The 25,592-nt window shown below is 73.5% G+C and carries 24 protein-coding genes; 9 read left to right on the forward strand and 15 right to left on the reverse strand.

From position 1 onward, the window contains the following. The first annotated feature begins 87 nt into the window (after positions 1–87). Positions 88–1,395: a hypothetical protein gene (locus ACZ5NJ_RS11315; RefSeq protein ID WP_468764481.1), complete on the forward strand. Its 1,308-nt coding sequence runs from the start codon at positions 88–90 to the stop codon at positions 1,393–1,395. Positions 1,396–1,403: 8 nt separating this feature from the next. Here ACZ5NJ_RS11315 and ACZ5NJ_RS11320 read toward each other — a convergent pair whose 3' ends face one another. Both ACZ5NJ_RS11320 and ACZ5NJ_RS11325 read right to left on the reverse strand, forming a co-directional pair. After that, positions 1,404–2,813 carry a lysine N(6)-hydroxylase/L-ornithine N(5)-oxygenase family protein gene (locus ACZ5NJ_RS11320; RefSeq protein ID WP_468764482.1) on the reverse strand — a complete coding sequence of 470 codons (1,410 nt, stop codon included), beginning with the start codon at positions 2,811–2,813 and terminating at the stop codon, positions 1,404–1,406. Beyond that, a complete protein-coding gene (locus tag ACZ5NJ_RS11325) occupies positions 2,810–4,183 on the reverse strand; it encodes a pyridoxal phosphate-dependent decarboxylase family protein (RefSeq protein ID WP_468764600.1) in 1,374 nt (457 codons plus the stop codon). The genes ACZ5NJ_RS11320 and ACZ5NJ_RS11325 overlap by 4 nt, the downstream gene beginning before the upstream one ends. Positions 4,184–4,476: 293 nt before the next feature. Here ACZ5NJ_RS11325 and ACZ5NJ_RS11330 point away from each other — a divergent pair, with 293 nt between their 5' ends. Then, positions 4,477–6,297, forward strand: coding sequence for a hypothetical protein (locus tag ACZ5NJ_RS11330; protein ID WP_468764483.1), 1,821 nt, complete (start codon positions 4,477–4,479; stop codon positions 6,295–6,297). Here ACZ5NJ_RS11330 and pepN read toward each other — a convergent pair. From pepN to ACZ5NJ_RS11350, 4 genes are all read right to left on the reverse strand, one after another. Then, positions 6,294–8,813, reverse strand: a complete 2,520-nt coding sequence (gene pepN, locus ACZ5NJ_RS11335; protein ID WP_468764484.1) for an aminopeptidase N — start codon at positions 8,811–8,813, stop codon at positions 6,294–6,296. The two genes, ACZ5NJ_RS11330 and pepN, sit on opposite strands and share 4 nt — an antisense overlap. Positions 8,814–8,900: 87 nt before the next feature. Next, a complete protein-coding gene (locus ACZ5NJ_RS11340) occupies positions 8,901–9,245 on the reverse strand; it encodes a chorismate mutase (RefSeq protein ID WP_395510041.1) in 345 nt (114 codons plus the stop codon). Between the two features lie 175 nt (positions 9,246–9,420). Continuing rightward, complete coding sequence (locus tag ACZ5NJ_RS11345; RefSeq protein WP_468764485.1) at positions 9,421–10,077, reverse strand: response regulator; 657 nt, start codon at positions 10,075–10,077, stop codon at positions 9,421–9,423. Positions 10,078–10,335: 258 nt separating this feature from the next. Then, positions 10,336–11,154 carry a serine protease gene (locus ACZ5NJ_RS11350; RefSeq protein WP_468764486.1) on the reverse strand — a complete coding sequence of 273 codons (819 nt, stop codon included), beginning with the start codon at positions 11,152–11,154 and terminating at the stop codon, positions 10,336–10,338. Positions 11,155–11,358: 204 nt separating this feature from the next. Between ACZ5NJ_RS11350 and ACZ5NJ_RS11355 the strand changes: the two genes are divergently transcribed. Next, a complete protein-coding gene (locus ACZ5NJ_RS11355; RefSeq protein ID WP_468764487.1) occupies positions 11,359–12,036 on the forward strand; it encodes an HAD family acid phosphatase in 678 nt (225 codons plus the stop codon). 181 nt (positions 12,037–12,217) lie between these two features. Here the strand turns inward: ACZ5NJ_RS11355 and ACZ5NJ_RS11360 are convergent, their stop codons facing one another. From ACZ5NJ_RS11360 to ACZ5NJ_RS11375, 4 genes are all read right to left on the reverse strand, one after another. Continuing rightward, a complete protein-coding gene (locus ACZ5NJ_RS11360) occupies positions 12,218–12,922 on the reverse strand; it encodes a DUF4360 domain-containing protein (RefSeq protein WP_468764488.1) in 705 nt (234 codons plus the stop codon). A gap of 49 nt (positions 12,923–12,971) precedes the next feature. Next, on the reverse strand, positions 12,972–13,646 hold the full coding sequence (locus ACZ5NJ_RS11365) for a DUF4360 domain-containing protein (protein ID WP_468764489.1): 675 nt from the start codon (positions 13,644–13,646) through the stop codon (positions 12,972–12,974). Positions 13,647–13,886: 240 nt separating this feature from the next. Next, positions 13,887–14,795 (reverse strand): SDR family oxidoreductase, encoded by a 909-nt coding sequence (locus ACZ5NJ_RS11370; RefSeq protein ID WP_468764490.1) that lies wholly within the window; start codon positions 14,793–14,795, stop codon positions 13,887–13,889. 87 nt (positions 14,796–14,882) lie between these two features. Next, positions 14,883–15,674, reverse strand: coding sequence for an SDR family oxidoreductase (locus tag ACZ5NJ_RS11375; protein ID WP_468764491.1), 792 nt, complete (start codon positions 15,672–15,674; stop codon positions 14,883–14,885). 56 nt (positions 15,675–15,730) lie between these two features. On the opposite strand from ACZ5NJ_RS11375, the gene ACZ5NJ_RS11380 reads away from it, so the two are divergent. Genes ACZ5NJ_RS11380 through ACZ5NJ_RS11400 form a run of 5 tightly spaced genes read left to right on the forward strand, consistent with a single transcriptional unit; the run spans position 15,731 to position 20,122 of the window. Further along, positions 15,731–16,486: an enoyl-CoA hydratase family protein gene (locus ACZ5NJ_RS11380; protein ID WP_468764492.1), complete on the forward strand. Its 756-nt coding sequence runs from the start codon at positions 15,731–15,733 to the stop codon at positions 16,484–16,486. After that, the gene (locus ACZ5NJ_RS11385; protein WP_468764494.1) at positions 16,483–17,334 is read left to right on the forward strand and encodes a CoA transferase subunit A; all 852 of its coding nucleotides are present in this window, start codon (positions 16,483–16,485) and stop codon (positions 17,332–17,334) included. The genes ACZ5NJ_RS11380 and ACZ5NJ_RS11385 overlap by 4 nt, the downstream gene beginning before the upstream one ends. Next, complete coding sequence (locus tag ACZ5NJ_RS11390) at positions 17,331–18,059, forward strand: CoA-transferase subunit beta (RefSeq protein ID WP_468764495.1); 729 nt, start codon at positions 17,331–17,333, stop codon at positions 18,057–18,059. Before ACZ5NJ_RS11385 ends, ACZ5NJ_RS11390 begins: the two co-directional genes overlap by 4 nt. Position 18,060: 1 nt before the next feature. Next, positions 18,061–19,158, forward strand: a complete 1,098-nt coding sequence (locus ACZ5NJ_RS11395; RefSeq protein WP_468764496.1) for an NAD(P)H-dependent flavin oxidoreductase — start codon at positions 18,061–18,063, stop codon at positions 19,156–19,158. Positions 19,159–19,186: 28 nt separating this feature from the next. Continuing rightward, on the forward strand, positions 19,187–20,122 hold the full coding sequence (locus ACZ5NJ_RS11400) for a tyrosine-protein phosphatase (RefSeq protein WP_468764497.1): 936 nt from the start codon (positions 19,187–19,189) through the stop codon (positions 20,120–20,122). Between the two features lie 194 nt (positions 20,123–20,316). Here ACZ5NJ_RS11400 and ACZ5NJ_RS11405 read toward each other — a convergent pair whose 3' ends face one another. Continuing rightward, the gene (locus ACZ5NJ_RS11405) at positions 20,317–22,011 is read right to left on the reverse strand and encodes a DEAD/DEAH box helicase (RefSeq protein WP_468764498.1); all 1,695 of its coding nucleotides are present in this window, start codon (positions 22,009–22,011) and stop codon (positions 20,317–20,319) included. Between the two features lie 101 nt (positions 22,012–22,112). After that, the gene (locus ACZ5NJ_RS11410; protein WP_052872633.1) at positions 22,113–22,316 is read right to left on the reverse strand and encodes a cold-shock protein; all 204 of its coding nucleotides are present in this window, start codon (positions 22,314–22,316) and stop codon (positions 22,113–22,115) included. Between the two features lie 335 nt (positions 22,317–22,651). Here ACZ5NJ_RS11410 and ACZ5NJ_RS11415 point away from each other — a divergent pair, with 335 nt between their 5' ends. Then, positions 22,652–22,786, forward strand: coding sequence for a hypothetical protein (locus ACZ5NJ_RS11415; protein ID WP_468764499.1), 135 nt, complete (start codon positions 22,652–22,654; stop codon positions 22,784–22,786). Between the two features lie 60 nt (positions 22,787–22,846). Here ACZ5NJ_RS11415 and ACZ5NJ_RS11420 read toward each other — a convergent pair whose 3' ends face one another. The 3 genes from ACZ5NJ_RS11420 to ACZ5NJ_RS11430 form a co-directional block, all read right to left on the reverse strand. After that, positions 22,847–24,004, reverse strand: a complete 1,158-nt coding sequence (locus tag ACZ5NJ_RS11420) for an acetyl-CoA C-acetyltransferase (protein WP_468764500.1) — start codon at positions 24,002–24,004, stop codon at positions 22,847–22,849. 30 nt (positions 24,005–24,034) lie between these two features. Continuing rightward, the gene (locus ACZ5NJ_RS11425) at positions 24,035–24,622 is read right to left on the reverse strand and encodes a TetR/AcrR family transcriptional regulator (RefSeq protein WP_468764601.1); all 588 of its coding nucleotides are present in this window, start codon (positions 24,620–24,622) and stop codon (positions 24,035–24,037) included. A 119-nt stretch (positions 24,623–24,741) separates the two neighbouring features. Beyond that, entirely contained in the window at positions 24,742–25,560 is an 819-nt protein-coding gene (locus ACZ5NJ_RS11430) for an SDR family oxidoreductase (protein WP_468764501.1), read from the reverse strand. Positions 25,561–25,592: the final 32 nt, after the last annotated feature.

Below are 25,592 nucleotides of genomic sequence, written 5' to 3' on the forward strand. Positions count from 1 at the left end.
CCCGGCCCCGGGTGCGTTCGGGGGCGGGGTTCACCCGGATGCGCGTGCCGGCTGCGGCGTGCGGGCGGAGCGTCGATGCTGGGGGGCATGAGGACCGGTGGGCCCCGGGACGACGTGGGCGTTCACGGCCGTCGGGGGCGGGCGTGGCGGCTGGCCACGGGCTGCTTCATGGCGCTGGGACTGCTGGCTTCGGCCTCGGTGCTGCTGCAGGTCGGCCTGTCGGACGCGCTGCGAGCGCTGACCTTCGGCGGCCGGGTCATGGGGGTGGTCTTCCTCCTGGGCGCCGCCGTGGAGGTGGTGGCGGCCGTGGCGTGCCTCGACGTCTGGGGCAGGCAGGTGACGCGGTATGCCGGGGCGGCGGTGGTGCTCGGTGTGAGCACCGTGGCCGTGACCGGTGTGGTGCTGCTGGTGCTCCAGTGCGAGGGGGGCTATCTGGCGGGGTGGTTCTGGCTGTGGATCTGTCTGGTGGCGTGGTCGGTCGGGGCCGTGTGGGCGGTGGCCCGGGAGCGGGTGTGGCGGAGGATGCCTCATCCGCGGAGTTTCGCGACGGGTGTCGCGCTGTCGGCGCTGATCGGCTCGGCGAGCGTGACGTACTCGGCGATGTACGTGCCGTACATGGCGCCGCCGAAGGTGCCGTTCATGGTGGCGTTCGGGAAGCCGGTGCTGCATCCCGATGGGAAGCGGCTGTTCGTACCGGCGCATTTCACGTTCCGCAATGAGGGGTCCGTCAGCATCTTCGTGATCGGAACGCTGTGGAAGGCAACGCTGTGGCCCAGCTCGTTCCGGGCGGAGGGGACGGGGAGGGGCCGGTGGCGGGAGGAGCTGGGCGCCGGCTACGACACGTATGTGCAGGAGGACTTCAACGCCGGCGAGCGGCTGCTGGCGGCGGGGCAGATCTCTTCTGCGGGCTCTCGTCTCGACCCGGGGGACGACTTCTCCAGGGACGCGGTCGTGGAGGTGCCGCTGGGAGCCGGGCAGGGGCGGGTGGAGCTGTCGGCGACGATTTCGTTCATCCGGGCGGACCGGTGCAAGCTCGCCAACAGCTACCGGGAGTCGCTCGCGCGGTCGTGGAACGCGGACTCCCCGGGGCAGGAGCACGTGCAGGACCCTCCCCGGTGGCTCGCCTCGCCGGGTGACGACTTCTTTCGCTACCGGTCCAGGATCTACCGGAGCAGTGCGGTCATGGGAATGACGCAGCCGCCGGACTGGGCCGCCATGTGGTGGGTGATCCCGAAGGGCGACGGGATCCCGTTCATGCAGGTGCACATCTCCAGGGATCCCGACGGGCGGGAGCGCCTCAGTGAGGACGAGCAGGAGCCCTACGGGATGAAGACGCTGGACCACGCCGTCGACCAGCCGGTCGCGGTGCTCCGGCGGGCCGCCGGCGGGTCCTGACTGCCGGGTCAGGGGTGGTCGGCGAGCGGGAGGAGGTCGACGGTGGGGCGGGGGCGGGTGTGTTCGCGCTGTTCGAGGCCGAAGGTGGTGAAGGCGGTGCGGTCGGGCTGGGGGTAGGGGTCCTTGCCGGTGAGGGTGTTGAGGATGGCTGCGCTGCGCCAGGCGGCGAGGCCGAGGTCGGGGGCGCCGACGCCATGGGTGTGGCGTTCGCCGTTCTGGACGAAGACGGTTCCGCCGACGGAGGGGTCGAGGACCATGCGGTAGCGGTCGTCGATGCGGGGGCGGCCGGAGGAGTCCTTGCGCATGTAGGGGTCGAGGCCGGCGAAGAGGCTGGTCAGGGGGCGTTCCCGGTAGCCGGTGGCGAGGACGACGGCGTCGGTGGTGAGGCGGGAGCGGCTGCCCTGCTGGGTGTGTTCGAGGTGGAGTTCGACCTTGGTGGTGGCGACGCGGCCGGCGGTGCGGACGGTGACTCCGGGGGTGAGGACGGTGTCGGGCCAGCCGCCGTGGAGGGTGCGGCGGTAGAGCTCCTCGTGGATGGCGGCGATGGTGGTGGCGTCGATGCCCTTGTGGAGCTGCCACTGGGCGGGGACGAGGCGGTCGCGGACGGGTTCGGGGAGGGAGTGGAAGTAGCGGGTGTAGTCGGGGGTGAAGTGTTCGAGGCCGAGCTTGGAGTACTCCATGGGGGCGAAGGAGGGGGTGCGGGCGAGCCAGGTGAGGCGTTCGCGGCCGGCGGGGCGGGCGCGCAGCAGGTCGAGGAAGACCTCGGCGCCCGACTGTCCGGAGCCGATGACGGTGACGTGTTCGGCGCCGAGGATGCGGGCGCGGTTGTCGAGGTAGTCGGCGGAGTGGATGACGGGGACGGTGGGGGCTTCGGCGAGGGGGCGCAGGGGTTCGGGGACGTAGGGGGCGGTGCCGATGCCGAGGGCGAGGTTGCGGGTGTAGGTGCGGCCGAGGGCTTCGGCTTCTCCGTCGGCGTCGAGCTGGGTGTAGTCGACTTCGAAGAGGTCGCGTTCGGGGTTCCAGCGGACGGCGTCGACCTGGTGGCCGAAGTGGAGTCCGGGGAGGCGGCCGGCGACCCAGCGGCAGTAGGCGTCGTATTCGGCGCGCTGGATGTGGAACTGCTCGGCGAAGTAGAAGGGGAAGAGGCGTTCCTTGTGCTTGAGGTAGTTCAGGAACGTCCAGGGGCTGGCGGGGTCGGCGAGGGTGACGAGGTCGGCGAGGAAGGGGACCTGGAGGGTGGCGCCGTCGATGAGGAGGCCGGGGTGCCAGCGGAAGTCGCGGCGCTGGTCGTAGAAGGCGGTGGCGAGGCGGTCGGCGCCTTGGGCGGGGAGGCCGTGGCTGAGGGCGGCGAGGGAGAGGTTGAAGGGGCCGATGCCGATTCCGACGAGGTCGTGGGGTGCATCGTGCTGGGCGGTCATCGGTGGGTTCTGCCTTCCAGGTGGGCGATGAGGGTGTCCAGGTCCCCGGGGGTGGTGTGGGGGTTGAGGAGGGTGGCCTTGAGCCAGAGGCGGCCGTCGGCGGTGGCGCGGCCGAGGACGGCGGTGCCGTCGTGGAGGAGGGTGCGGCGCAGGGTGGCGAGCTGGTCGTCGTCCGCGGGGGTGGGTCGGAAGAGGACCGTGGTGATGGTGGGGCGGGCGTGGAGTTCGAAGCCGGGGTGGGCGTCGAGGAGGTCGGCGAGGTGGTGGGCGGTGGCGCAGGTGCGGTCGATGAGGTGGGCGAGGCCGTCGCGGCCGAGTGAGCGCAGGGTGGTGGCGATCTTGACGGCGTCGGGGCGGCGGGTGGTGCGCAGGGAGCGGCCGAGGAGGTCGGGGAGGCCCGCTTCGGTGTCGTCGGTGGCGTTGAGGTAGTCGGCCTGGTGGGCGAGGGGGGCCAGGAGGCGGGTGTCGGGGACGGCGAGGAGGCCTGCGGCGACGGGCTGCCAGCCGAGTTTGTGGAGGTCGAGGGTGAGGGAGCGGGCGCGGTCGAGGCCGGCGAGGAGGGGGCGGTGGCGGGGGCTGAAGGTGAGGGTTCCGCCGTAGGCGGCGTCGATGTGGAGTTCGGCGCGGTGGTGGTCGCAGACGTCGGCGAGGGCGGGGAGGGGGTCGATGAGTCCGGCGTCGGTGGTGCCGGCGGTGGCGGTGACGAGGACGGGGCCGGGGGTGTGGGTGAGGGCGGCGTCGAGGGCGGCGGGGTCGAGGGTTCCGGTGGGGGTGGGGAGGGTGAGGGTGGGGGGCAGGCCGAGGAGCCAGGCGGCGCGGGGGATGGAGTGGTGGGCGTTGGCGCCGTGGACGACGGTGAGGCGGGGGCCGTGGCGTTCGCGGGCGAGGAGGAGGGCGAGTTGGTTGGCTTCGGTGCCGCCGGTGGTGAGGAGGGCGTCGGGGTGGGGGGTGGGGTAGAGCTCGGCGGCGAGGGTGGCGGTGAGGCGTTCCTCGATGGCGGAGGCGGCGGGGGCCTGGTCCCAGGAGTCGAGGCTGGGGTTGAGGGCGCTGACGGCGAGGTCGGCGGCGGCGGCGACGGCGAGCGGGGGGCAGTGGAGGTGGGCGGCGCAGAGGGGGTCGGCGGGGTCGGCGGCGCCTGCGGCGAGGGTGTGGACCAGGCTGGTGAGTGCTTCGTGGTCGCCGGTGCCGTGGGCGGGCAGGATGTCGCCGAGTGCCGCGCGGACGCGGGCGGCGGTGGCGGTCGGGCCGCCGGCGGGGAGGGGGCCGCCGCGGGCGGCGGCGCCGGTGCGCAGGGCGGTCAGGACGGTGTCGAGGAGGGGTCGCAGCGCGTCGGCGCCGCCTTCTGCGCCGGCGAGCGGGGGCATGGGCACGGGCGCGGTCATGCGGGCCTCCGGGGCTGGGCGGGTGGGGTGCGCGGGCCGGGGGCTGCTCGGTGGCCGAGGCCGGGCGGGACACCCGGTCGGTACAACGATCGGGCCCGAACGGGGTAACCGTCGGGTTGTGGCGGGGGCGGTTTTCGGCCGTCCGACCGGTACGGGCGCGGGGGTGGGGTGCCCGGGCCCTGATGGGGAAATCTTGGGGTTCAGGGCTCTGGGAGGCAGGTCGCGCCGGTACTACAGTGCCCGTCGGCACGGGGCGCGCGTGCGGTGCGGGAGGGGGCCCGATGGCTGGATCCAGGGTGTGGGCGAAGGTGGCCGGCGCGGTCGGCGGGAAGACGGCGGCGGTGGTGGCCGCGGGAGTGGTGGTGGTCGCGGGTGCGGCCGGCGCGGGGGTGTGGTGGACCTCGCAGGGGCCGGAGCCGGTGGTGGTGGTCCAGCGCAGCACATCGGTGTCGGTGCCGGCGGGCGCGGAGCAGTTGACGGTGGCGGGGTGCCTGCCGCACGAGACGGCGCTGGGCGGCGGGTATGCGATCGCGGGGTCGGGGTTCGCGACGAGCAGTTATTTCATCGGGGGTGCGTGGCTGGCGTCGGCGTTCAATCCGGGGGACGCGGCGTCGACGCTGACCTCGTACGCGTTGTGCGTGAACGCGAAGCCGCAGATGGAGGGTGACCAGAATTTCCGGTCGACCACGTACGCGTTCCTGGACCGGGGGAACAAGCTCGCGGGTCCGGAGGGCATTCACGACGCGACGACCGACGGTCCGTTCAAGGGGGCGCCGACCACGTCGCAGGCCACACCGCGCTGCTCGGACGGGTACACGATGGTGGGCGCCGAGTTCAAGGCCGACCGGGTCCGGCCGGGGCGGCCGGTGGCGCCGGTTCCGCTGGACCGGCTGACACCCGGGGCGGGGATGCCCGGTCCGGGCGGTGCGGCGGGCGGTGGGAGCGACTTCGTGTTGCGGCTCAACCCGGGAACGGAGTTGAGCTCCCGTCCGTTCCCGTTGGCGAGGTCCGAGGACGTGCTGCGCATGACGCAGCTCAAGAATCCGCCGGCTCCGCAGGCGAACTTCGCGGTGGCGGTGCGGCCGGTGTGCGTGAAGCTGAAGAGCGTGTCGGTGGTGACGGCCCAGGTGGCGGTCGCGGCGGGCGGCAGTGCGCAGGCCACGGTGGCCTGTCCGAAGAACCGGCTGCTGCTGGGGGGCGGTTTCAACTTCCCCGCGGCCAACGAGACCGGCGCGGTGGAGGCCCCGCAGCGGTACCTCGGTGACGGCTGGCTGTTCGCCGGTACGAACGGGCCCGCGGTGGCCGGTACGCCTTCGGGGGGCCGGGTGCGCGAGTGGCACGTCACGGCGGTGAACCAGCAGAAGAAGGGCGGCCTCTACCACGATTCGGCGTGGATCGAGCACAGCGACGCCGAGACCTCGACGGGCAACGTCTACCTCGACGCGCAGGCGCACGGCGGGGACGACCAGATGCTCCGGCCCTCCTCGGTACCGGACGCCCAGCCCATGATCGCCAGCGCTCTCTGCGCGACGGTCGACGCGAAGGCCACCTCGCCGTCGAAGGGGCCGTCGCCGACGTCGGTGGGGCGGCCGGATCTCCCTTCGGTGCCGGGGGTGACGGATCCTTCCGTTCCCGCGTCGGGTTCGCCGTCGGCGTCCCCGTCCGCGTCGGTGTCGCCCTCGCAGTCCCCGGGGCATGGCGCACCGCCCTCGTCCGGCTCCCCGAACTCCCCCTCCCCCGGCCGGTCCCAGGGCGGGAACCCGCAGCCGTCGGCGAGTACGCCGCAGCAGCCGCAGCCTCCGGCGGTGGCGATCCGGCAGCCGGGGGGCGGCGGGCAGCTGCGGCGCGGCTGCGAGGAGACCTTCTCCGCCTCGGCGCGGACCCGGCCGGGTGACCGGGCGATCACCGATCCGCAGTACACGTCCTGGCAGTTGAAGGGTCCGAACGGGCCGGTGGCGGTGGGGGCGGGCCCGTCGGGCGGCTTCGTGGTGCCGCTGCTGCCCGACGGGACCTATCCGCTGGTGTTCACCGCCACCGACCCGGACAGCGGCCTGACGGCCAGCGCCCAGGTGTCGGTGCGGATCACCGGCTGTATCCGTTAGGCCGGCCTGGCGGCCCGTACCCGCAGGGCGCGGGCGAGGTCGTCGAGCTGGTCGACGAGGACGCGGCGCATCATCGGGGTGATCTCCGGGTCCTCCAGGGCGGCGTGGCCGGCCCGGAGGTTGGCCTCGTCGACGTGGTGGGCGGGGAAGGCCCAGCGGCCGGCGGCTTCGCCGATGGCGGGGCCGCGGCGGGCTCCGACGGCGATGGCCTCGGGGTAGTAGCGGGCGACGTGGTCCTGGAGGAGTGCGGTCTGTTCGGGCTGCCAGAAGCCCTGGGCGGTGGCGCTGAACAGGTAGTTGGACAGGTCGTCGTCGTGGAAGAGGCGCTGCCAGGCGGCGGCCTTGGCCTCGGCGGTGGGCAGGGAGGCGCGGCAGCGGGCGGCGCCCTGCCGGCCGGTGGCGCTGGGGTCGGCGGCGAGGGCGGCGTCGATGGCGTCCTCGTCGGTCGCGCCGAGGACGGCGAGGCGGGCGAGGATCCGCCAGCCGAGTTCGGGGTCGAGTTCGGGGCCGCCGGCGACGGTGCCGTCGGCGAGCCAGGCGGCGATGGTGTCGGGCTGGGTGGCGCTGTCGATGAAGGCGCGTACGGCGGCCAGGCGCAGGCCGGGGTCGGAGCCGTCCTCGGTGCGGCGCAGCAGGTCGCGGGTGGCGGAGGTGATGAGTCCGAGGGCGGTGCCGCGGTCGGCGGGGGCGACGTACCGGTCGGCGATCTGGGTGCGGGCGAAACCGAGGACGCCCTGGACGACGGCGAGGTCGGATTCCTCGGGGATGTGGGCGTCGAGGGTGTGGAGGTAGTCGAAGGGGTCGAGTTCGCCGTCGCGGACCATGTCGCGCAGGGAGCCCCAGACGACGGCGCGGGTGAGCGGGTCGGGGATGCGGGAGAGGCCGCGCAGGGCGGTTTCCAGGGACCTCTCGTCGAGGCGGACCTTGGCGTAGCCGAGGTCGCCGTCGTTGAGGACGAGGAGGTCGGGGCGGGGGCCGCTCGCGGAGAGGACCTCGTCGCTGGGGACGTCGAGGTCGAGGAGGTCGGTGCGTTCCAGGAGGCCGTCGGTGGCGCGGGCGTAGGTGCCGGCGGTGATGCGGTGGGGGCGGCTGCCGTTGCGGTCGACGGTGAGGGTCCAGCCGCCGGGGCTCTCCTGGATCTTGGGGGTGAGGGTGTCGACGCCGGTGGTGCGCAGCCAGACGTCGGCCCAGGCTCGGACGTCGCGGTCGGTGTGGGCGGCGAGGGAGTCCACGAAGTCGGCGAGGGTGGCGTTGGCGAACTTGTGGCGGGCGAAGTGGGTGTTGATGCCGGCGAGGAAGTCCTTCTCGCCGAGCCAGGCGACGAGCTGGCGCAGGGCGGAGGCGCCCTTGGCGTAGGAGATGCCGTCGAAGTTGAGGAGGGCGGAGGCGGTGTCGGGGACGTCGTCGGGGCCGGGGGCGACGGGGTGGGTGGAGGGGCGCTGGTCGGCGGCGTAGCCCCAGGGCTTGCGTTCCATGCCGAACTCGGTCCAGGTGCCGGTGAAGCGGGTGGCTTCGGTGAGGGTCTGGTAGCCCATGTACTCGGCGAAGGACTCGTTGAGCCAGATGTCGTCGAACCAGGCGAGGGTGACGAGGTCGCCGAACCACATGTGGGCCATCTCGTGGGCGATGACCATGGCGCGGCGCTGGCGTTCGGTGTCGGTGACGGCGGAGCGGAAGACGAACTCGTCGCGGAAGGTGACCAGGCCGGGGTTCTCCATGGCGCCGGCGTTGAACTCGGGGACGAAGGCCTGGTCGTAGGAGTCGAAGGGGTAGGGCTCGGTGAACTTCTCGTGGTAGCGGTCGTAGCAGGCGGTGGTGACGGAGAGGATCTCGTCGGCGTCGGCGTCGAGGTGGGGGGCGAGGGACTTGCGGCAGTGGATGCCGAAGGGAAGTCCTGCGTGTTCGGTGGTGACGCTGTGCCAGGGGCCGGCGGCGACGGCGGCGAGGTAGGTGGAGATGACGGGGGTGGGGGCGGAGGTCCAGACGCCGGCGCCGTCGGCTTCGCGGTCGCCGGTGCGGGTGGTGGTGCCGTTGGCGAGGACGGTCCAGTGGGCGGGGGCGGTGACGGTGAACTCGAAGACGGCCTTCAGGTCGGGCTGGTCGAAGGCGGGGAAGACGCGCTGGACGTCGTCCATGAACATCTGGGTGTAGACGTACGTCTCGCCGTCGGCGGGGTCGGTGAAGCGGTGGAGGCCCTCGCCGGTGCGGGAGTAGCGCATGCGGGCGTCGACGCGCAGCTCGTGGGGGCCTTCGGCCAGGCCGGTGAGCGGGAGGCGGTTGCCGTCGAGGTCGGCGGTGTCGAGGGGGTGGCCGTCGAGCGTGGCGGAGCGCAGTTCCTCCGGCTTCAGTTCCACGAAGGTGTCCGCGGGGGTGCGGGCGCTGAAGCGGATGACGGTGGTGGAGTCGAAGGTCTCGTCGCCGGTGGTGAGGTCGAGGGTGACGGCGTAGTGGTGGACGTCGAGGAGCTGGGCTCGGAGCTGCGCTTCGTTGCGCGTCAGTGCGGACATGGGGCCCATGCTGCCGGATGGGGGCCGGGGCTCCTAGGCCGTGTCGGGGGGTTCCGGCCGGGCGGGGGGCGGGGTGGGCCCGCCCCCGGCGGGCGGTTACTCCTCGCCGGCGGCGATGGTCTCGTGGTGGCGGATGACCTCGGCGATGATGAAGTTGAGGAGTTTCTCGGCGAAGGCCGGGTCGAGCTTGGCGTTCTCGGCGAGCTGGCGCAGGCGGGCGATCTGGCGGGCCTCGCGGCTGGGGTCGGCGGGCGGCAGGTGGTGGCGGGCCTTGAGGTGGCCGACCTGCTGGGTGCATTTGAAGCGCTCGGCGAGCATGTGGACCACGGCCGCGTCGATGTTGTCGATGCTGTCGCGCAGGCGGGCCAGTTCGGCGCTGACGGTCTCGTCGATCGCCTCGGGGTCGGTGCCGCTGTCGCGGTCGGTGGTGTTCATGGTCATCGAGAATACGTGGCGGTCGCGGGCCGCACCCCTGGTATGTCGCTGGGTGAGACGCGGGGTGCGGCGGGGGGTGCGGCGGGGGTTCACAGAGGAGCGGCCGGATCCAGCGGGCGGCGCGGGGGTGGCGGCGGGGCCCAGGAGGCGAGGGGGCTCACGGTGGCTGCCGGGGGGGTGTTCAGGCGGTGGTGGCGGCGAGGCCGCTCTCCCAGGCCCACGCGGCGATCTCGACGCGGTTGCGGGCGGTGATCTTGGCCTGGACGCTGGCCAGGTGGGTTGTGACGGTGGACAGGGAGACGTACAGCTCGGCGGCGATCTCGGCGTCGGTCAGGCCACGGGCGAGGCAGCGTACGACGTCCCGTTCGCGTTCGGTGAGGGGTTCCGAGGGGCGGCGGGCGGCCTGGGGGCCGGCCATGCGGGGGGCCATCTCGCGCAGCAGGCGGACGGTGATGGCGGGTGAGACGAGGGCGTCGCCGGCGGCGGCGGCCCGTACGGCTTCGACGAGCACGGCGGGGCCGGAGTCCTCGAGGAGGAAGCCGGAGGCGCCGCCGTGGAGGGCCGCGTGGACGTAGGCGTCGAGGTCGAAGGTGGTGACGAGGACGATGCGGGGGGTGTCCTGGCCGGAGAGGCGGCGGGTGACTTCGAGGCCGTCCACCCGGGGCATGCGGATGTCGAGGAGGAGGACGTCGGGGTGGTGTTCGGTGACGGCGGCCAGGGCCGCCTGTCCGTCGGCGGCTTCGGCGACGACCTCGATGTCGGGCCGGCTTTCGAGGATCATCCGGAAACCGGACCTGACCATGTCCTGGTCGTCGGCGATGACCACTCGGATCGTCATGCGCTGCCTGCCCCACTGTCGCCCGCTGCCGCCGGGGGGTCTCCTCCGGCGGGGGCGCCGGGGTGTCCCCGTCCCATGGGACCCGGGGGTGTGGCGGGCCGCAACCGGACGGCCGGGCGGGGCTCGCCCTTCCGGCCGGTTCGGGTCCGGCCGGAAGGGCGAGGTGCGCGGGTGGGGGGGGTGCCGGCGCCGGCCCGGGGGGGGTACGGGCCGGCGACGGGGCGTACGGGACGGCCCGGGTGGGGGCCGGCGGCGGGGTTACAGGCCGGCGGCGGCGTTGCGGATGTCGGCCGCGAAGGTGGAGACCTCGGAGTAGACGCCGGGGTATCCGGCGCGGGCGCAGCCCTCGCCCCAGCTGACGATGCCGACCTGGATCCAGGCGTTGGTGTCGTCGCGGCGGAACATGGGGCCGCCGGAGTCGCCCTGGCAGGTGTCGGTGCCGCCCTGGTCGTAGCCGGCGCAGATCTCGTCGGAGGGGACGAGGGAGCTGCCGTAGGCGGCCTGGCAGGCGGCGTCGGAGACGAAGGGGACGGTGGCCTTGAGGAGGTAGCGCTGCTGGGCTCCGCCTTCGCGGGCGGCGCCCCAGCCGGCGACGGTGAAGGTGCCGTTGTCGTAGGCCTTGGTGTCGGCGATCTTCAGGGTGGGGAGGTTGATCGGCTTGGCGAGCTTGATGAGGGCCCAGTCCTTGCCCTGGCCGTTGTAGCCGGGGGCCTGGAGCACCTTGGTGGACTTCACCTTGACGGCGCTGCTGCTCTGGAGGTCGACGACGCCGGCGGTGGCGGTGATGGAGGTGTTGGTGCCGGATCCGTTCACGCAGTGGGCGGCGGTGAGGACGATCTGCTGGGTGTAGAGGGCGCCGCCGCATCCCATGGAGAGGCGGACCATGAAGGGGAACTCGCCCTGGGCGGCGCGGGTGCCGCCGACGACGGGGGTCGGGGAGGCGCTGGCGCCGGTGGGCTGGAGGCTGACGGCGGCGAGGGCGACGGCGCCGACGGCGAGGCCGCGCTTGAGGACCTTGCTGAGGGTGGACACGGTCAACACACTGCCTTTCGTGGGGGGTTGGGCTGTGCGCGCCATCCGATGAATGACGGGTCCATGACACATCTGGGTCCCGCGCGGCAACAAGAACGCGTTTTCGGACAATCTCCGCCACCCGGCGGGCACCGCGACGGGGATTCATCCGGCGGCCACGAAAAGTTTCCTACCCGCCAGTAGACATGCACGGGTTTCTGGCCAACTCTGAGCACGTACATGCCAAGCCGTGACCGAGGAGCGCCCCCCATGCGCAGCACCCGCCGCACCCGTCCGTCCCGTACCGCCGCCGCCACCGTGGCCGCCGTGGCCGCCGTGATGACCCTGCTGCCGGCCGGCGCCGCCGCCGCGGCCCCGGCCGCCGCGCCCGCTCCGGCCCCCGCGGCGGCCACGGCGTCCGCGCCGGGCGGCAACGCGGCGATCCTCGGTATCGACTACGCCACCTGGCAGCGCGACGTGGCCTCCGTCGTCGACGCCGCCCGCCCCGCCATCGAGCAGCGGATCGCGGCCTCCCCGGCCGGCGAGAAGCCCGCGATCGTCCTGGACATCGACAACTCCTCCCTGGAGACGGACTTCCACTGGTTCTGGACGTTCCCGACCCCGGCGATCGAGAAGGTCCGCGCGCTGACCCAGTACGCGAACCAGCGCGGGGTCGCGATCTTCTTCGTCACCGCCCGCCCGGGCATCGTGTACTCCCTGACCGAGCGCAACCTCAAGGCGGTCGGCTACCCGGTGACCGGGCTGTACGTCCGGGACCTGCCGGCCCTGTTCGAGCAGGTCAGCGCCTACAAGACGGCCAAGCGCGCCGAGATCGAGGCCCGGGGCTACACGATCATCGCCAACATCGGGAACAACGAGAGCGACCTGGTCGGCGGCCACGCGGAGCGCACCGTCAAGCTCCCCGACTACGGCGGCAAGCTCTCCTGACCCGACGCGGCGGCAGGGGTTCCGGATCCGGTGCGCCGCGGGCGGTTCGAAGTCCCGTCATGGCGGGTAGTCACATCCCATCGCACGAGTGCCGGGCCCGGCCCCTCGCCAGGGGGCCGGGCCCGGCGCCCGTTGGCATCCGGCACCCGTTGGCATCCGGCGCCCGTCGCGGCTCAGGCCGTCACGCCTTCTTCGGCGCGGGGCACGTCTGCCAGGCCAGGTGGTAGAGGGTGCTGACGCTGGTGTCGGTGGAGTCCATGGCCATGAAGCTGGTGGCCGTCTGCGGGTTAGAGGTGCCGGCGTTCACCCGCAGCTCGGTGTTGATGTTGAAGTTGCGCTTCTCCCCGCAGGGGGACCAGACCAGGTCCGCGTACTCCGTCTTGTCGCTGGTCTGCCAGTTGTCGTTGAGCGGGCCGGTGAACGCGTGCGTGCGCTGGGTCGTCTGCGGCATCCCCTGGAAGTAGTAGTTCGCCCGCTCCTGGCCGGAGGCCCCGGGCTGGAGGAAGGCGAAGCCCCGGTAGTCCGCCTGGACGATCGCGTAGGTGAACCCGGACGGCACGTGCACGCGCAGGTTGAGCTGGCAGTTCTTGCGGAAGGCGGTCGGCGGGGCGCCGGGGCCGACCTGGGCGAGGTAGTCGCTGTAGGTGACGGTGAAGGCCGTGTTGTCGGGGGCCACGGCCACCTGGGCGGTGCCCTCGCGGCAGCCGGAGCCGTTCACGGTGGCGAGCTCGATCACGATCTTGTCGGGCGGGACGGTGATCGGCGGACGGCCGCCGGCGCCCGGGGCGGCGGCTCCGGCGGGGGCGGCTCCGGCGGGGGTCGCCGTCGCGAGGAGCACGGCGGCCGCACCGGCGGTGAGCAGGGTGCGGGACAGGGAATGAGACATCGTTGTCACTCCTGACTCCTGTGGGCTTCGCTTCCTGCGGGCACCCGCGTCAGACCGCGGGGCACTCCTTCCACTCGAAGTGGTAGACGGTGCTGACGCTTCCGTCGGTCGAGTCCATGCTCATGAAGCTGAGGTTCTGCGGGCCGGACGTGCCGCCGTAGACCCGCAGTTCGGTGTTGACGTTGAGGTTGCGCTCCTCGCCGCAGGGGGCCCAGACGAGGTCGGCGTAGTCGGTCTGGTCGCCGGCCTGCCAGTTGTCGCTGAAGGGGCCGTTGAACTGGTGGGTGGTGCGGGCCGTCTGGGCGTTGCCCTGGAAGTAGTAGTTCGCGCGCTCCTGGCCGTAGGCGCCGCGCTGGAGGTGGGCGAAGCCTCGGTAGTCGGCGCGGGCGATCGCGTACGTGAAGCCCTGCGGGACGTGGATGCGGAGGGCCAGCTGGCAGTTCTTGCGGAAGTCCGTGCCGCCGGAGCCGGCGCCGGTCTGGGCGAGGTAGTTGCTGTAGGTGACGGTGAAGGCGGTGTTGTCGGAGGCGGCGGCGACGTCGGCGGTCCCCTGCGGGCAGCCGGACCCGTTCACCCCGGCGACCTCCACGGTGACGCGGCCGGGCGGGGGGAGGGAGGGGGTGGCGGGAGCCGGTGCCTGGGCTTGGGCGGGGGCGGGGGCCGCGAGGGCCGTCAGCGCCGTGACGGTGGCGGCGAGCGCCAGTCTGGGGAGGGGCAGGGGCATGCGGGGGCCTCCGTTCGGGGCGGAAATGGGCATGCACATGCCACCATGCCGACGCTGGGCGGGGGAGGGTCCGATACGGCCAACGGGCGGGAGCCGGGGCGCCGTCCGTACCGTGTGGCCGATTCCGGTGAGCGGCGGCGGCCTCGCCGCCGGTCGGCGGGTCCCCGCCGGGCGGGGCCGCGCCCGCCCCGCCCCCCGGATGTCCGGAACCACCCCGGGCGGCACCCGCGCCGCCCCCGGCTACCGGGCTCCGTACGCCGGCAGCGGCGGCTCCGCGAGGGACAGCAGCTCGGCGGCGGCCTCACCCGCCTCCGACGGGCTCCAGCGGGACCCGCGGTCGGCGGTGGGGCCCGGCCGCCAGCCCTCCATGACCGTGATCCGCCCGCCCTCCGCTTCGAACACCCGCCCCGTGACCCCGGCGGACGCCGCCGACCCCAGCCACACCACCAGCGGTGACACGTTCTCCGGGGCCATCGCGTCGAAGCCCCCCGCCTCCGGGGCGGCCATGGTCTCCGCGAAGGTCCGCTCCGTCATCCGGGTCCGCGCCGCCGGGGCGACGGCGTTGACCTGGACGCCGTACCGGCCCATCTCGGCCGCCGCCACCAACGTCAGCCCGAGGATCCCCGCCTTGGCCGCGCTGTAGTTGCCCTGGCCGACGGAGCCCAGCAGCCCCGCCCCCGACGAGGTGTTGACGACCCGGGCCGCGACCGGCCGGCCGGCCTTCGCCTCGGCCCGCCACCACGCGGCCGCCGCCCGCAGCGGCAGGAAGTGCCCCTTGAGGTGGACCCGCATCACCGCGTCCCAGTCGTCCTCCCCGAGGTTGACCAGCATGCGGTCCCGCAGGAACCCGGCGTTGTTGACCAGGGTGTCCACCCGCCCGAAGGCGTCCAGCGCGCAGGCGACCAGCGCGTCCGCGCCCTCGCCGGTCGCGATGTCCCCGCCGTGCGCCACGGCCTCCCCGCCCAGCGCCCGGATCTCCTCCACCACCCGCGCGGCGGGACTCCCGGGTCCGGGGAGGCCGTCGAGGCCGACCCCGAGGTCGTTGACGACGACCCGCGCCCCTTCCGCCGCGAAGGCCAGCGCGTGGGCCCGGCCCAGGCCCCGCCCGGCGCCCGTCACGATGACCACTCGTCCGTCCACGATGCCCATGTCAGCTCTCCTCATCGCATTCCGATCCGCATCCGTCGGCCCATCCGGTCGCCGGTCCGTCCCCCCGGCCCGGGACGGGGTCGGACGTCACTGTGCTCGGCCCCCCGCGCCGTCCACGGGTGGGCGGTTGGCCGTGGAGGCCGTCAGGAACGCCGGGCGTTCGCCTCCGCCGTGCACCAGCAGGGCGGCCCCGCTCACGTACGCCGCGCGGTCCGAGGCCAGGAAGACCGCCGCCTCCCCCACATCCGCCGGCTCGGCCAGCCGGCCCAGGGGGACGGTGGCGGCGACCGCCGCGACGCCCTCCGCGTCCCCGTAGTGCAGGTGCGCGAGCTCCGTACGGACCATGCCGAGGACCAGTGAGTTGACCCGTACCTCGGGGGCCCACTCCACGGCCATCGAGCGGGCCAGGTTCTCCAGCCCCGCCTTCGCCGCCCCGTACGCCGCCGTGCCCGGCGAAGGGCGGGTCCCGCTGACGCTGCCGATCATCAGCACCGAGCCCCGGCTCTCCCGCAGCCACGGGTACGCGGCCAGCGAAGCCGTCAGCGGCGCCACCAGGTTGAGGGCGACGACCCGCGCGTGCCGCTCGGCCCCGCCCTCCCCCAGCAGCCGGTACGGGGTGCCGCCGGCGTTGTTGACCAGGCAGTCGAGCCGCCCGTACCGCCCCGCGATCCCGTCGAGGCACTCCCCGACGGCGGCCGGGTCACGCAGGTCCACGGCGCAGAAGGCCGCCTCGCGGCCGCCCTCCGCCACCGGCGCCTGCGGCGGGCGCCGCGCGCAGACGGCGACCTCCGCGCCGGCCGCGAGGAACGAGCGGGCGATCCCGGCGCCGACGCCCCGGGTTCCGCCGGTGACGACCACGACCCTCCCCTTGAGCTCCATCGGCTGCTACCTTCCTCACCTAACAAATGTTTGGTGGAAAGGTAGCTGATCCGCCCATGGGTGTCTCCACCTCCGGCCCGGACAAGGGCATCGCACGCGTCACAGTGGACTTCCCGCCCGTCAACGCCCTCCCCGTGCACGGCTGGTACGAGCTCGCCGACGCGCTGCGCGCCGCCGGCCGCGACCCGGAGGTCCGCTGCGTGGTCCTGGCGGCCGCGGGCCGGGGCTTCAACGCCGGGGTCGACATCAAGGAGATGCAGCGCGACTCCGGCCACACCGCCCTGATCGGCGCCAACCGCGGCTGCTACGAGGCCTTCGCCGCCGTGTACGAGTGCGAGGTGCCGGTGGTGGCGGCCGTCCACGGCTTCTGCCTGGGCGGCGGCATCGGCCTCGTCGGCAACGCGGACGCGATCGTGGCCTCCGAGGACGCCGTCTTCGGGCTGCCCGAACTGGACCGCGGCGCCCTGGGCGCCGCCACCCACCTGGCCCGGCTCGTCCCCCAGCACCTGATGCGCGCCCTCTACTACACCTCGCGCACCGCCACCGCCGCCGAACTCCACGCCCACGGCTCGGTGTGGAAGGTGGTCCCGCGCACGGAGCTGTCCGCCGCCGCCCTGGAGCTGGCGGCCGAGATCGCGAAGAAGGACGGCACCCTCATCCGGCTGGCCAAGGCCGCCATCAACGGCATCGACCCCGTCGACGTGCACCGCAGCTACCGCTTCGAGCAGGGCTTCACCTTCGAGGCCAACCTCAGCGGGGTCGCCGACCGGGTCCGCGACACCTTCGGGACGGCACAGGGAGGCACCGTATGACGGACAAGACCATGACCCCCGACGAGGTCGTCGCGCGGCTGCGCAGCGGCATGACCCTCGGCATCGGCGGCTGGGGCTCGCGGCGCAAGCCGATGGCCCTGGTGAGAGCACTGCTCCGCTCCGAGATCACCGATCTCACCGTGATCTCCTACGGCGGCCCCGACGTCGGCCTCCTCGCCGCCGCCGGACGGATCCGCCGCCTGATCGCCCCCTTCGCCACCCTCGACTCCATCCCCCTGGAACCCCACTTCCGCGCCGCCCGCGAGAGCGGCTCCCTCGCCCTCACCGAGTACGACGAGGCGATGTTCATGTGGGGCCTGCACGCCGCCGCGAACCGGCTGCCCTTCCTCCCCGTCCGCGCCGGCCTCGGCTCCGACGTCATGCGGGTCAACCCGGAGCTGCGCACCGTCACCTCCCCCTACGCCGACGGCGAGGAGTTCGTCGCCGTCCCCGCCCTGCGCATGGACGCCGCCCTGGTCCACCTCAACCGCGCCGACCGCCTCGGCAACGCCCGGTACCTGGGCCCCGACCCGTACTTCGACGACCTCTTCTGCGAGGCCGCCGACACCGCGTACGTCTCCTGCGAGCAGCTGGTGGAGAGCGCCGAGCTCGCCAAGTCCGGCCCCCCGCAGTCCCTCCTGGTCAGCCGGCACTCGGTCACCGGGGTGGTGGAGACCCCGAACGGCGCGCACTTCACCTCCTGCGTGCCCGACTACGACCGCGACGAGGCCTTCCAGAAGCTGTACGCGAGCACCCCCTGGCCCGAGTTCGCGGCCCGCTTCCTCTCCGGGGCGGGCGAGCACGACTACCAGAACGCCGTCCGGACCTGGCAGGAGGAACAGCGGTGACCAGTCGCGCCGAGTACTGCGTGATCGCCTGCGCCGAGGCCTGGCGCGGCGACGGGGAGGTGCTGGCCAGCCCGATGGGCCCGATCCCCTCCTTCGGGGCCCGGCTGGCCAAGCGGACCTTCTCCCCCGACCTGCTCCTGACCGACGGCGAGGCGATGCTGGTCGGCCTGGACGGCACGGTGGAGGGCTGGCTCCCCTACCGCCGGCACCTGACCATGGTCACCGGCGGGCGGCGGCACGTGATGATGGGCGCCAGCCAGATCGACCGGTACGGCAACCAGAACATCTCCTGCATCGGCGACTGGGAGCGGCCCTCCCGCCAGCTGCTGGGCGTGCGCGGGGCGCCCGTCAACACCCTGAACAACCCGGTGAGCTACTGGGTGCCCCGGCATTCGCCGAGGGTGTTCGTCGAGCGCGTCGACATGGTCAGCGGGGTGGGGTACGACCGGGCGGAGGCGGCCGGACCGTCGGCGTCCCGCTTCCACCGCCTGCCGCGCGTGGTCAGCGACCTCGGGGTCTTCGACTTCGCCGGGCCCGGCCGCTCGATGCGGCTGGCCTCCCTGCACCCCGGGGTCACGGTCGAGCAGGTCCGTGCGGCCACCGGGTTCGAGCTCGCGGTCGGCGACGAGGTCCCGTACACCCGTGAACCGAGCGCCGAGGAGCTGCGGCTGATCCGCGAGGTGATCGACCCGACGGGTCTGCGCGACCGGGAAGTGCGGGCCTGACATGGCGCAGCGGGTGTGGGACACGGCGTTCACCAAGCTGGTCGGGGTCCGGTACCCGATCGTGCAGACGGGCATGGGCTGGGTGGCCGGCCCGCGCCTGGTGTCGGCGGCGGCGGAGGCGGGGGCGCTGGGCATCCTGGCCTCGGCGACGATGACGACGGAGCAGCTGCGCGCGGCGGTCCAGGAGGTGCGCTCCCGTACGGACGCGCCGTTCGGGGTGAACCTGCGGGCGGACGCCGGGGACGCGGCCGAGCGGGTCCGGCTGATCATCGACGAGGGCGTGCGGGTGGCCTCGTTCGCGCTGGCCCCCTCCCGGGAGCTGATCGCCCGGCTGAAGGACGCCGGGGTGGTGGTGATCCCCTCGGTGGGGGCGCGCCGGCACGCCGAGAAGGTCGCGGCCTGGGGCGCCGACGCGGTGATCGTGCAGGGCGGGGAGGGCGGCGGCCACACCGGGGAGGTGGCCACGACGGTGCTGCTGCCGCAGGTGGTCGACGCCGTGGACGTCCCGGTGGTGGCGGCGGGCGGGTTCCGGGACGGACGGGGCCTGGTGGCGGCGCTGGCGTACGGGGCCGCGGGCATCGCCATGGGCACCCGGTTCCTGCTGACCTCCGACTCCACCGTCCCGGACGCCGTCAAGGCCGAGTACCTGAAGGCGACCGTCAAGGACGTCACGGTCACCACCGCGGTGGACGGGCTGCCGCACCGGATGCTGCGCACCGAGCTGGTGGCCTCCCTGGAGCGGGCGGGCCGTACGAGGGCGCTGGCCCGGGCGGTGCGGCACGCGGCGGGCTTCCGGAGGCTGTCGGGGCTGTCGTGGTCGCGGATGGTGCGCGACGGCCTGGCGATGAAACACGGCAAGGACCTGTCCTGGAGCCAGGTCCTGCTCGCAGCGAACACCCCGATGCTCCTGAAGGCGTCCATGGTCGAGGGCCGTACGGACCTCGGTGTCATGGCATCGGGCCAGGTCGCGGGGGTGATCGAGGACCTTCCGTCGTGTGCGGAGCTCGTCGACCGCGTCATGGCCGAAGCGCACGCCGTGCTGGACCGGCTGCACGCGCCCGGTCCGCACCCGCTCGGCACCCTGCCACCACCAGGGTGATCCCTTCTCCGTCACAGGAGTCGCCCGTATGAGACGTGCCCGCATCCGCCTGGCGAGTACGGCGGCCGCCGCCGCGCTCGCCGTCGGGACCCTGCCCGCCGCCGCCTACGCGGCGGCGGCTCCGGCAACCGCGGCCCGTACCCGGCAACACCAGCTCCGGTCGCCGTCCCCGGCGGTCCGGCAGATCCCCCTCCAGGGGGCCGTCAACCTCCGGGACATCGGCGGCTACGCCACCTACACCGGCGGCCGGGTCCGCCAGGGGCTGGTCTACCGCTCCGACGCACTGGGCAAGCTGACCGCGGCGGACATCACCACCGTCGCCGGTCTCGGCCTCACGAAGGCCGTCGACTTCCGCATCCCGATGGAAGTCCGGTACGACGGCGCCGACAGGCTGCCGCCGGGGCTCTCCCCCACCTCCCGCCCGGTCAGCGACCTGGGCCTGTACGCCACCCTGGTCGGCGCGATATCCAGCGGCGACCCCGTCGAGCAGGAGCGGTTGCTCGGCGGCGGGCGGGCCGAGGCCTACATGCGGGACGTCTACCGCACGTTCGTGACGAGCCCCGAGAACCGGGCGCAGTTCGCGGCGACGCTGCGGGAGATCGCGGACGGGAACCAGGGTCCGCTGCTCTACCACTGCACGTCGGGCAAGGACCGCACGGGCTGGATGAGTTACGTCCTGCTGCGCGCGCTGGCCGTGCCGCAGGCGACGGCCGAGAGCGACTACCTGGCCTCGAACACCTTCCGGGCCGCGTACGACGCCCAGGTCCGGGCCGGGCTCAAGCAGTCGGGCCGGATGCAGAACCCGGACCTGCTGATCCCGCTCCAGGAGGTCCGCCAGGACTACCTGGACGCCGCGACGACGCGGATGGAGGCCGACTACGGCAGTTTCTACGGCTATCTGACGGACGGTCTGGGGCTGGACCTGCGGACGCTGGCGAAGCTCCAGGACAAGCTGGTCCGGTAGGCGCCGGCCGGCTGGTGCGACAGGCGCCCGCCGGCTGGTGTGGCAGGCGCCCGCCGGCTGGTGCGGCAGGCGCCGGCCGGGACGCGGGGGGGGGGGGGGGGGGGGGGGGGGGGGGGGGGGGGGGGGGGTGGGGGGGGGGGGGGGGGGGGGGGGGCTGGGAGTATCCGTCCCCGCGTCGTGTCAGGGGTAGGGGCTCAGACCGCCCGGCGCCGGCCCTGGCCGCCGGTGCCGACCCGGCTGCGCGCCGAGGCCGCGGCCGCGCCGCCGCCGGAGGTGGAGCCGGAAGCGCCGCGCCGGCCCTGGCCGGTGGAGCCGGAGCCCTGGCCGCCGCCCTGGGCGCGCCGCGCCTGGCCGGAGCCGGAGCCCGCGGGGGCCTGGCCGGAGCCGCCGGACGCGCCGGAGCCGGAGCGGCGGCCGCGGCCACCGGAGGCGGGGGCACCGGACGCGCCGGAGCGCTGGCCGCCGCCGCCCGAGCGGCGGCGCGAGGAGCCCGAGCCGGAGCCGGAGCCGCTGCGCGCCTTGGGCTGCGCGGCCGGCTGGGGGACCTCCAGCACGACGGGGATGCCGGAGGGCTCGCGGGCGCCGGTCAGCTGGACGAGTGCCTCGTCGGAGGACTTGATCTGGGCGGTGCGCGGGGAAATGCCCGCGTCCGACATCAGGCGGGTCATGTCCCGCTTCTGGTCGGGCAGGACCAGGGTGACCACGCTGCCGGACTCGCCGGCGCGGGCGGTGCGGCCGCCGCGGTGCAGGTAGTCCTTGTGGTCGGTGGGCGGGTCGATGTTGACGACCAGGTCGAGGTCGTCGATGTGGATGCCGCGCGCGGCCACGTTGGTGGCGATCAGCGCGGTGACCTCGCCGGTCTTGAACCAGTCCAGGGTGCGGTTGCGCTGCGGCTGCGAGCGGCCGCCGTGCAGGCCGGAGGCGCGCACGCCTTCCGCGAGGAGCTTCTTGACCATGCGGTCGACGCCGCGCTTGGTGTCGACGAACATGATCACCCGGCCGTCGCGGGCCGCTATGCGCGTGGCCACGGCCTTCTTGTCGGTCTCGTCCATGACGTACAGGACGTGGTGCTCCATGGTGGTGACCGCGCCGGCCGACGGGTCGACGGAGTGGCCGACCGGGTCGGTCAGGAACATCTTGACGAGCTTGTCGACGTTCTTGTCGAGGGTCGCCGAGAACAGCATGGTCTGGCCGCCGGGCTCGACCTGCTTGAGCAGGGCGGTGACCTGCGGCATGAAGCCCATGTCGGTCATCTGGTCGGCCTCGTCGAGGACGGTGATCGAGACCTGCGAGAGGTCGGCGTCACCGCGGTCGATGAGGTCCTTGAGGCGGCCGGGGGTGGCGACGAGCACCTCGGCGCCGCGGCGCAGCGCGCCGGACTGCCGGTTGATCGACATGCCGCCGACGACGGTCGCGATGCGCAGGTTGACGGAGGTGGCGTACGGGGCCAGTGCGTCGGTGACCTGCTGCGCGAGCTCGCGGGTGGGTACGAGGACCAGGGCGAGCGGGGCCTTGGGCTGGGCGCGGCGGCCGGCGGTGCGGGAGAGCAGCGCGAGGCCGAAGGCCAGCGTCTTGCCGGAGCCGGTGCGCCCGCGGCCGAGGAGGTCGCGGCCCGCGAGGGAGTTCGGCAGGGTGGCGGCCTGGATCGGGAAGGGCTCGGTCACGCCCTGGGCGGCGAGGGTCTTCAGCAGCGCCTCGGGCATGTCCATGTCCTCGAACGCGGCGATCGCCGGCAGCGCCGGGACGGTCGGCTCGGGCATGGTGAATTCCTGGGGCCGGGGGGCGGGGGCGGACTTCTGCCGTCCCGCACCAGCCTTCGGACGCCCCTGGGCCGCTCCTCGTCCCCGGGTGGGGCGGCGGCTGGGTCGTGCGGAGCTGGAGCTGGTCATGCGAGAAAGCCCTCCTGAAACCGGCAGGTAAAACAAAGGTCGAGACAGCAGACAAGCCGGGGTCCGCACCTCGCGGTGCGGACCCCGGCATGCTGAAGAAATTAGGCGGGGACGATGTTCTCCGCCTGGGGGCCCTTCTGGCCCTGGGTCACGTCGAAGGACACGCGCTGGCCCTCCTGGAGCTCACGGAAGCCCTGGGTGGCGATGTTCGAGTAGTGGGCGAAGACGTCCGGACCGCCACCGTCCTGCTCGATGAAGCCGAAGCCCTTTTCCGAGTTGAACCACTTCACGGTGCCAAGTGCCATGTTAAATCTCCTGAATAGGCGGCAAGGGCCCCATCCGGGAGATTCCGGCAAAAACAATAAAAGCGCCTGCGGAGCAATCCCGTCAGGCGCACATAAAGTTCATGGGTACCACAACTGCAACACCACCAAGCTAGCACACCTCGGCCGGTGTCCGCTGCCGCCGCGGCGGGAGTCCCGCTCCGGACCGGCCAAATCCCTGGCCAGGGCTGGTCGATCTTGCTTCAAGGAGGCCTTCGCCGGGGCGGGCGCGGCGGTGGGGCGGCTGCGGGCGGTCCTGCGCGAGCACGGCGTGCCCGACGGCGACGTCTCACCGTACGGACCTCCGCATCAAGGACGTGGACCCGGAGTCCCTGCGCGGCTACGGCCACGGACGGCGCGAGCACGCGAACCTGGAGCTGGACGGGGCCTTGGCGCCGGGCTCGGTCCGGGTGGAGGCCGCCGTACTGCTCGGCTTCGCCCTGGTGCCGTGACCGGAGCGGGGGCGGGGCCGGGTTCGGGCGGCCCGGCCCCCGCGTCCGCCGGTGCCTGGGTCAGAGGCGTTCGATGATCGTGACGTTGGCCTGGCCGCCGCCCTCGCACATGGTCTGGAGGCCGTAGCGGCCGCCGGTGCGCTCCAGCTCGTGCAGGAGGGTGGTCATCAGCTTGACGCCGGTCGCGCCCAGCGGGTGGCCCAGGGCGATGGCGCCGCCGTTGACGTTCACCCGGGCGGGATCGGCGCCCGTCTCCTTCAGCCAGGCCAGCACCACCGGGGCGAAGGCCTCGTTGATCTCGACCAGGTCGATGGCGTCCAGGGTCAGGCCCGTCTTCTTCAGCGCGTGGGCGGTGGCCGGGATCGGGGCGGACAGCATCCGGATGGGGTCCTCGCCGCGCACCGACAGGTGGTGGATGCGGGCGCGGGGGGTGAGGCCGTGCTCGGCGACGGCCCGTTCGGAGGCGATCAGCAGGGCCGCCGCGCCGTCGGAGACCTGGGAGGAGACGGCGGCGGTGATGGTGCCGCCCTCCACGACCGGCTTGAGCCCCGCCATCTTCTCCAGGGTGGTGTCGCGGCGCGGCCCCTCGTCGACGGTCACGTCCCCGTACGGGACGGTCTCGCGCGCGAAGCGGCCCTCGTCGATCGCGCGGACCGCCCGCCGGTGGGAGGTGAGGGCGAACTCCTCCATGTCCCGGCGCGAGATCCCCCACTTCTCGGCGATGAGCTGCGCCCCGTGGAACTGGTTGACGGGGGCGTCGCCGTAGCGGGCGCGCCAGCCCGCCGAGCCCGCGTAGGGGCCCTCGGTGAAGCCGAGGGGTTCGGCCGCCTGCCGGGAGGCGAAGGCGATGGGGATCATCGACATGTTCTGGGTGCCGCCCGCGACGACCAGGTCCTGGGTGCCGGAGAGCACTGCCTGGGCGGCGAAGTGGACGGCCTGCTGGGAGGAGCCGCACTGCCGGTCGACGGTGACCCCGGGGACCTCCTCGGGCAGCCCGGCGGCCAGCCAGGCGGTCCGGGCGATGTCCCCGGCCTGCGGGCCCACCGTGTCGAGGCAGCCGAAGACCACGTCCTCCACGGCGGCCGGGTCCACCCCGGCTCGCTCGACGAGGGCCTTGAGGACGTGCGCGCCCAGGTCCGCGGGATGGACCCGGGACAGGCCGCCGCCGCGCCGCCCGACGGGGGTGCGCACGGCGTCGATGATGTAGGCCTCGGGCATCGGGGGCTCCTCTGCTGACTGCGGGGCGTTCTAGGGGCGTACGGCGATCCCGTCGAGCACCATCGACAGGTACTGGCGGGCGATCTCCTCGGGGCTGTGCTGTCCGCCCGGCCGGTACCAGGACGCCGCCACCCACACCGTGTCGCGCACGAAGCGGTAGGTGAGGCGGATGTCGAGGTCGGCCCTGAAGACCCGGGCGGCGACCCCCCGCTCCAGCGTCCCCAGCCATGCCTTCTCGAACTTCACCTGCGAGTCGGAGAGGTAGTGGAAGCGGGGCTGCGCGGAGAGGGTGCGGGCCTCCTTCTGGTAGATGGCGACGGCGGCGCGGTGCCGGTCGATCTCCCGGAAGGACTCGGTGACGAGGGCCTCGATGGTCTCCCGGGGGCCGAGGCCGGCGGCGAGGACGGTGTCGTACCCGTCCCACAGCTCGTTCAGGAAGGCCGAGAGGATCTCGTCGAGCATCGATTCCTTGGAATCGAAGTGGTAGTAGAGGCTGCCGGCGAGCATCCCGGCGGCATCGGCGATCTTGCGGACGGTGGTGGCGTTGTAGCCCTGGGCGGCGAAGACCTCGGCGGCGGTGTCCAGGAGTTCCCGGCGCCGCTCGGGCGAGGGGGTCACCTGCGGCTTCCGCTTCGCGCCGGGTCCGGCGGCGGGCTTTGCGGTCGGCTTTGCGGTCGGTTTGGCGGTCGGCTTGGCGGTCGGCTTGTTCGTTGGCACGGCCCCATTCTGGTCCGGGCCTAGGGGTGCTGGCTGCTGACCGAGACGGTCTCGCCCGTCATGTAGGACGAGTAGCCGCTGGCGAGGAAGACGATGACGTTGGCGACCTCCCACGGCTCGGCGTAGCGGCCGAAGGCCTCGCGGGCGGTGAGCTCGGCCAGCAGTTCCTCGCTGGTGACCTTCACCAGGTGCGGGTGCATGGCCAGGCTCGGGGCGACCGCGTTGACCCGTACGCCGAACTCGGCGGCCTCCAGCGCCGCGCAGCGGGTCAGGGCCATCACCCCGGCCTTGGCGGCGGCGTAGTGGGCCTGGCCGGTCTGGGCGCGCCAGCCGATGACGGAGGCGTTGTTGACGATGACGCCCGCGCGGCCGGAGTCCTTGAAGGCGCGCAGGGCGGCGCGGGTGCAGCGGAAGGTGCCGTTCAGGGTGACGTCGAGGACGCGGGTCCACTGCTCGTCGGTCATGTCGACGAGGGCGGCGGTGCCGCCGAGGCCGGCGTTGTTGACGACGACGTCGAGGCCGCCGTGGAGCCGGCCGGCGTGCGCGAAGAGGGCCCTGACCTGGTCCTCGTCGGTGACGTCGCAGGGCAGGGAGGCGACGCGGTGTGCGCCGAACTCGGCGGCGAGGGCCGTCTCGGACTCCTTGAGCCGGCGGGCGTGGGCGTCGCTGATCAGGACGTCGGCCCCTTCCTCCAGGAAGCGGCGGGCGGTGGCGCCGCCGATCCCGGCCCCGGCCGCGGCGGTGACGACGGCGGTGCGGCCGCGCAGCAGGCCGTGGGCGGGGACGTAGGCGGGGGCGTAGGCGGGCGCCTCGTTGCGGGACTCCTCGACGCTGCTCATGGCCGTACGTTAACCTACCAAACACTTGTTAG

Source organism: Streptomyces sp. NPDC032091 (assembly GCF_055580265.1).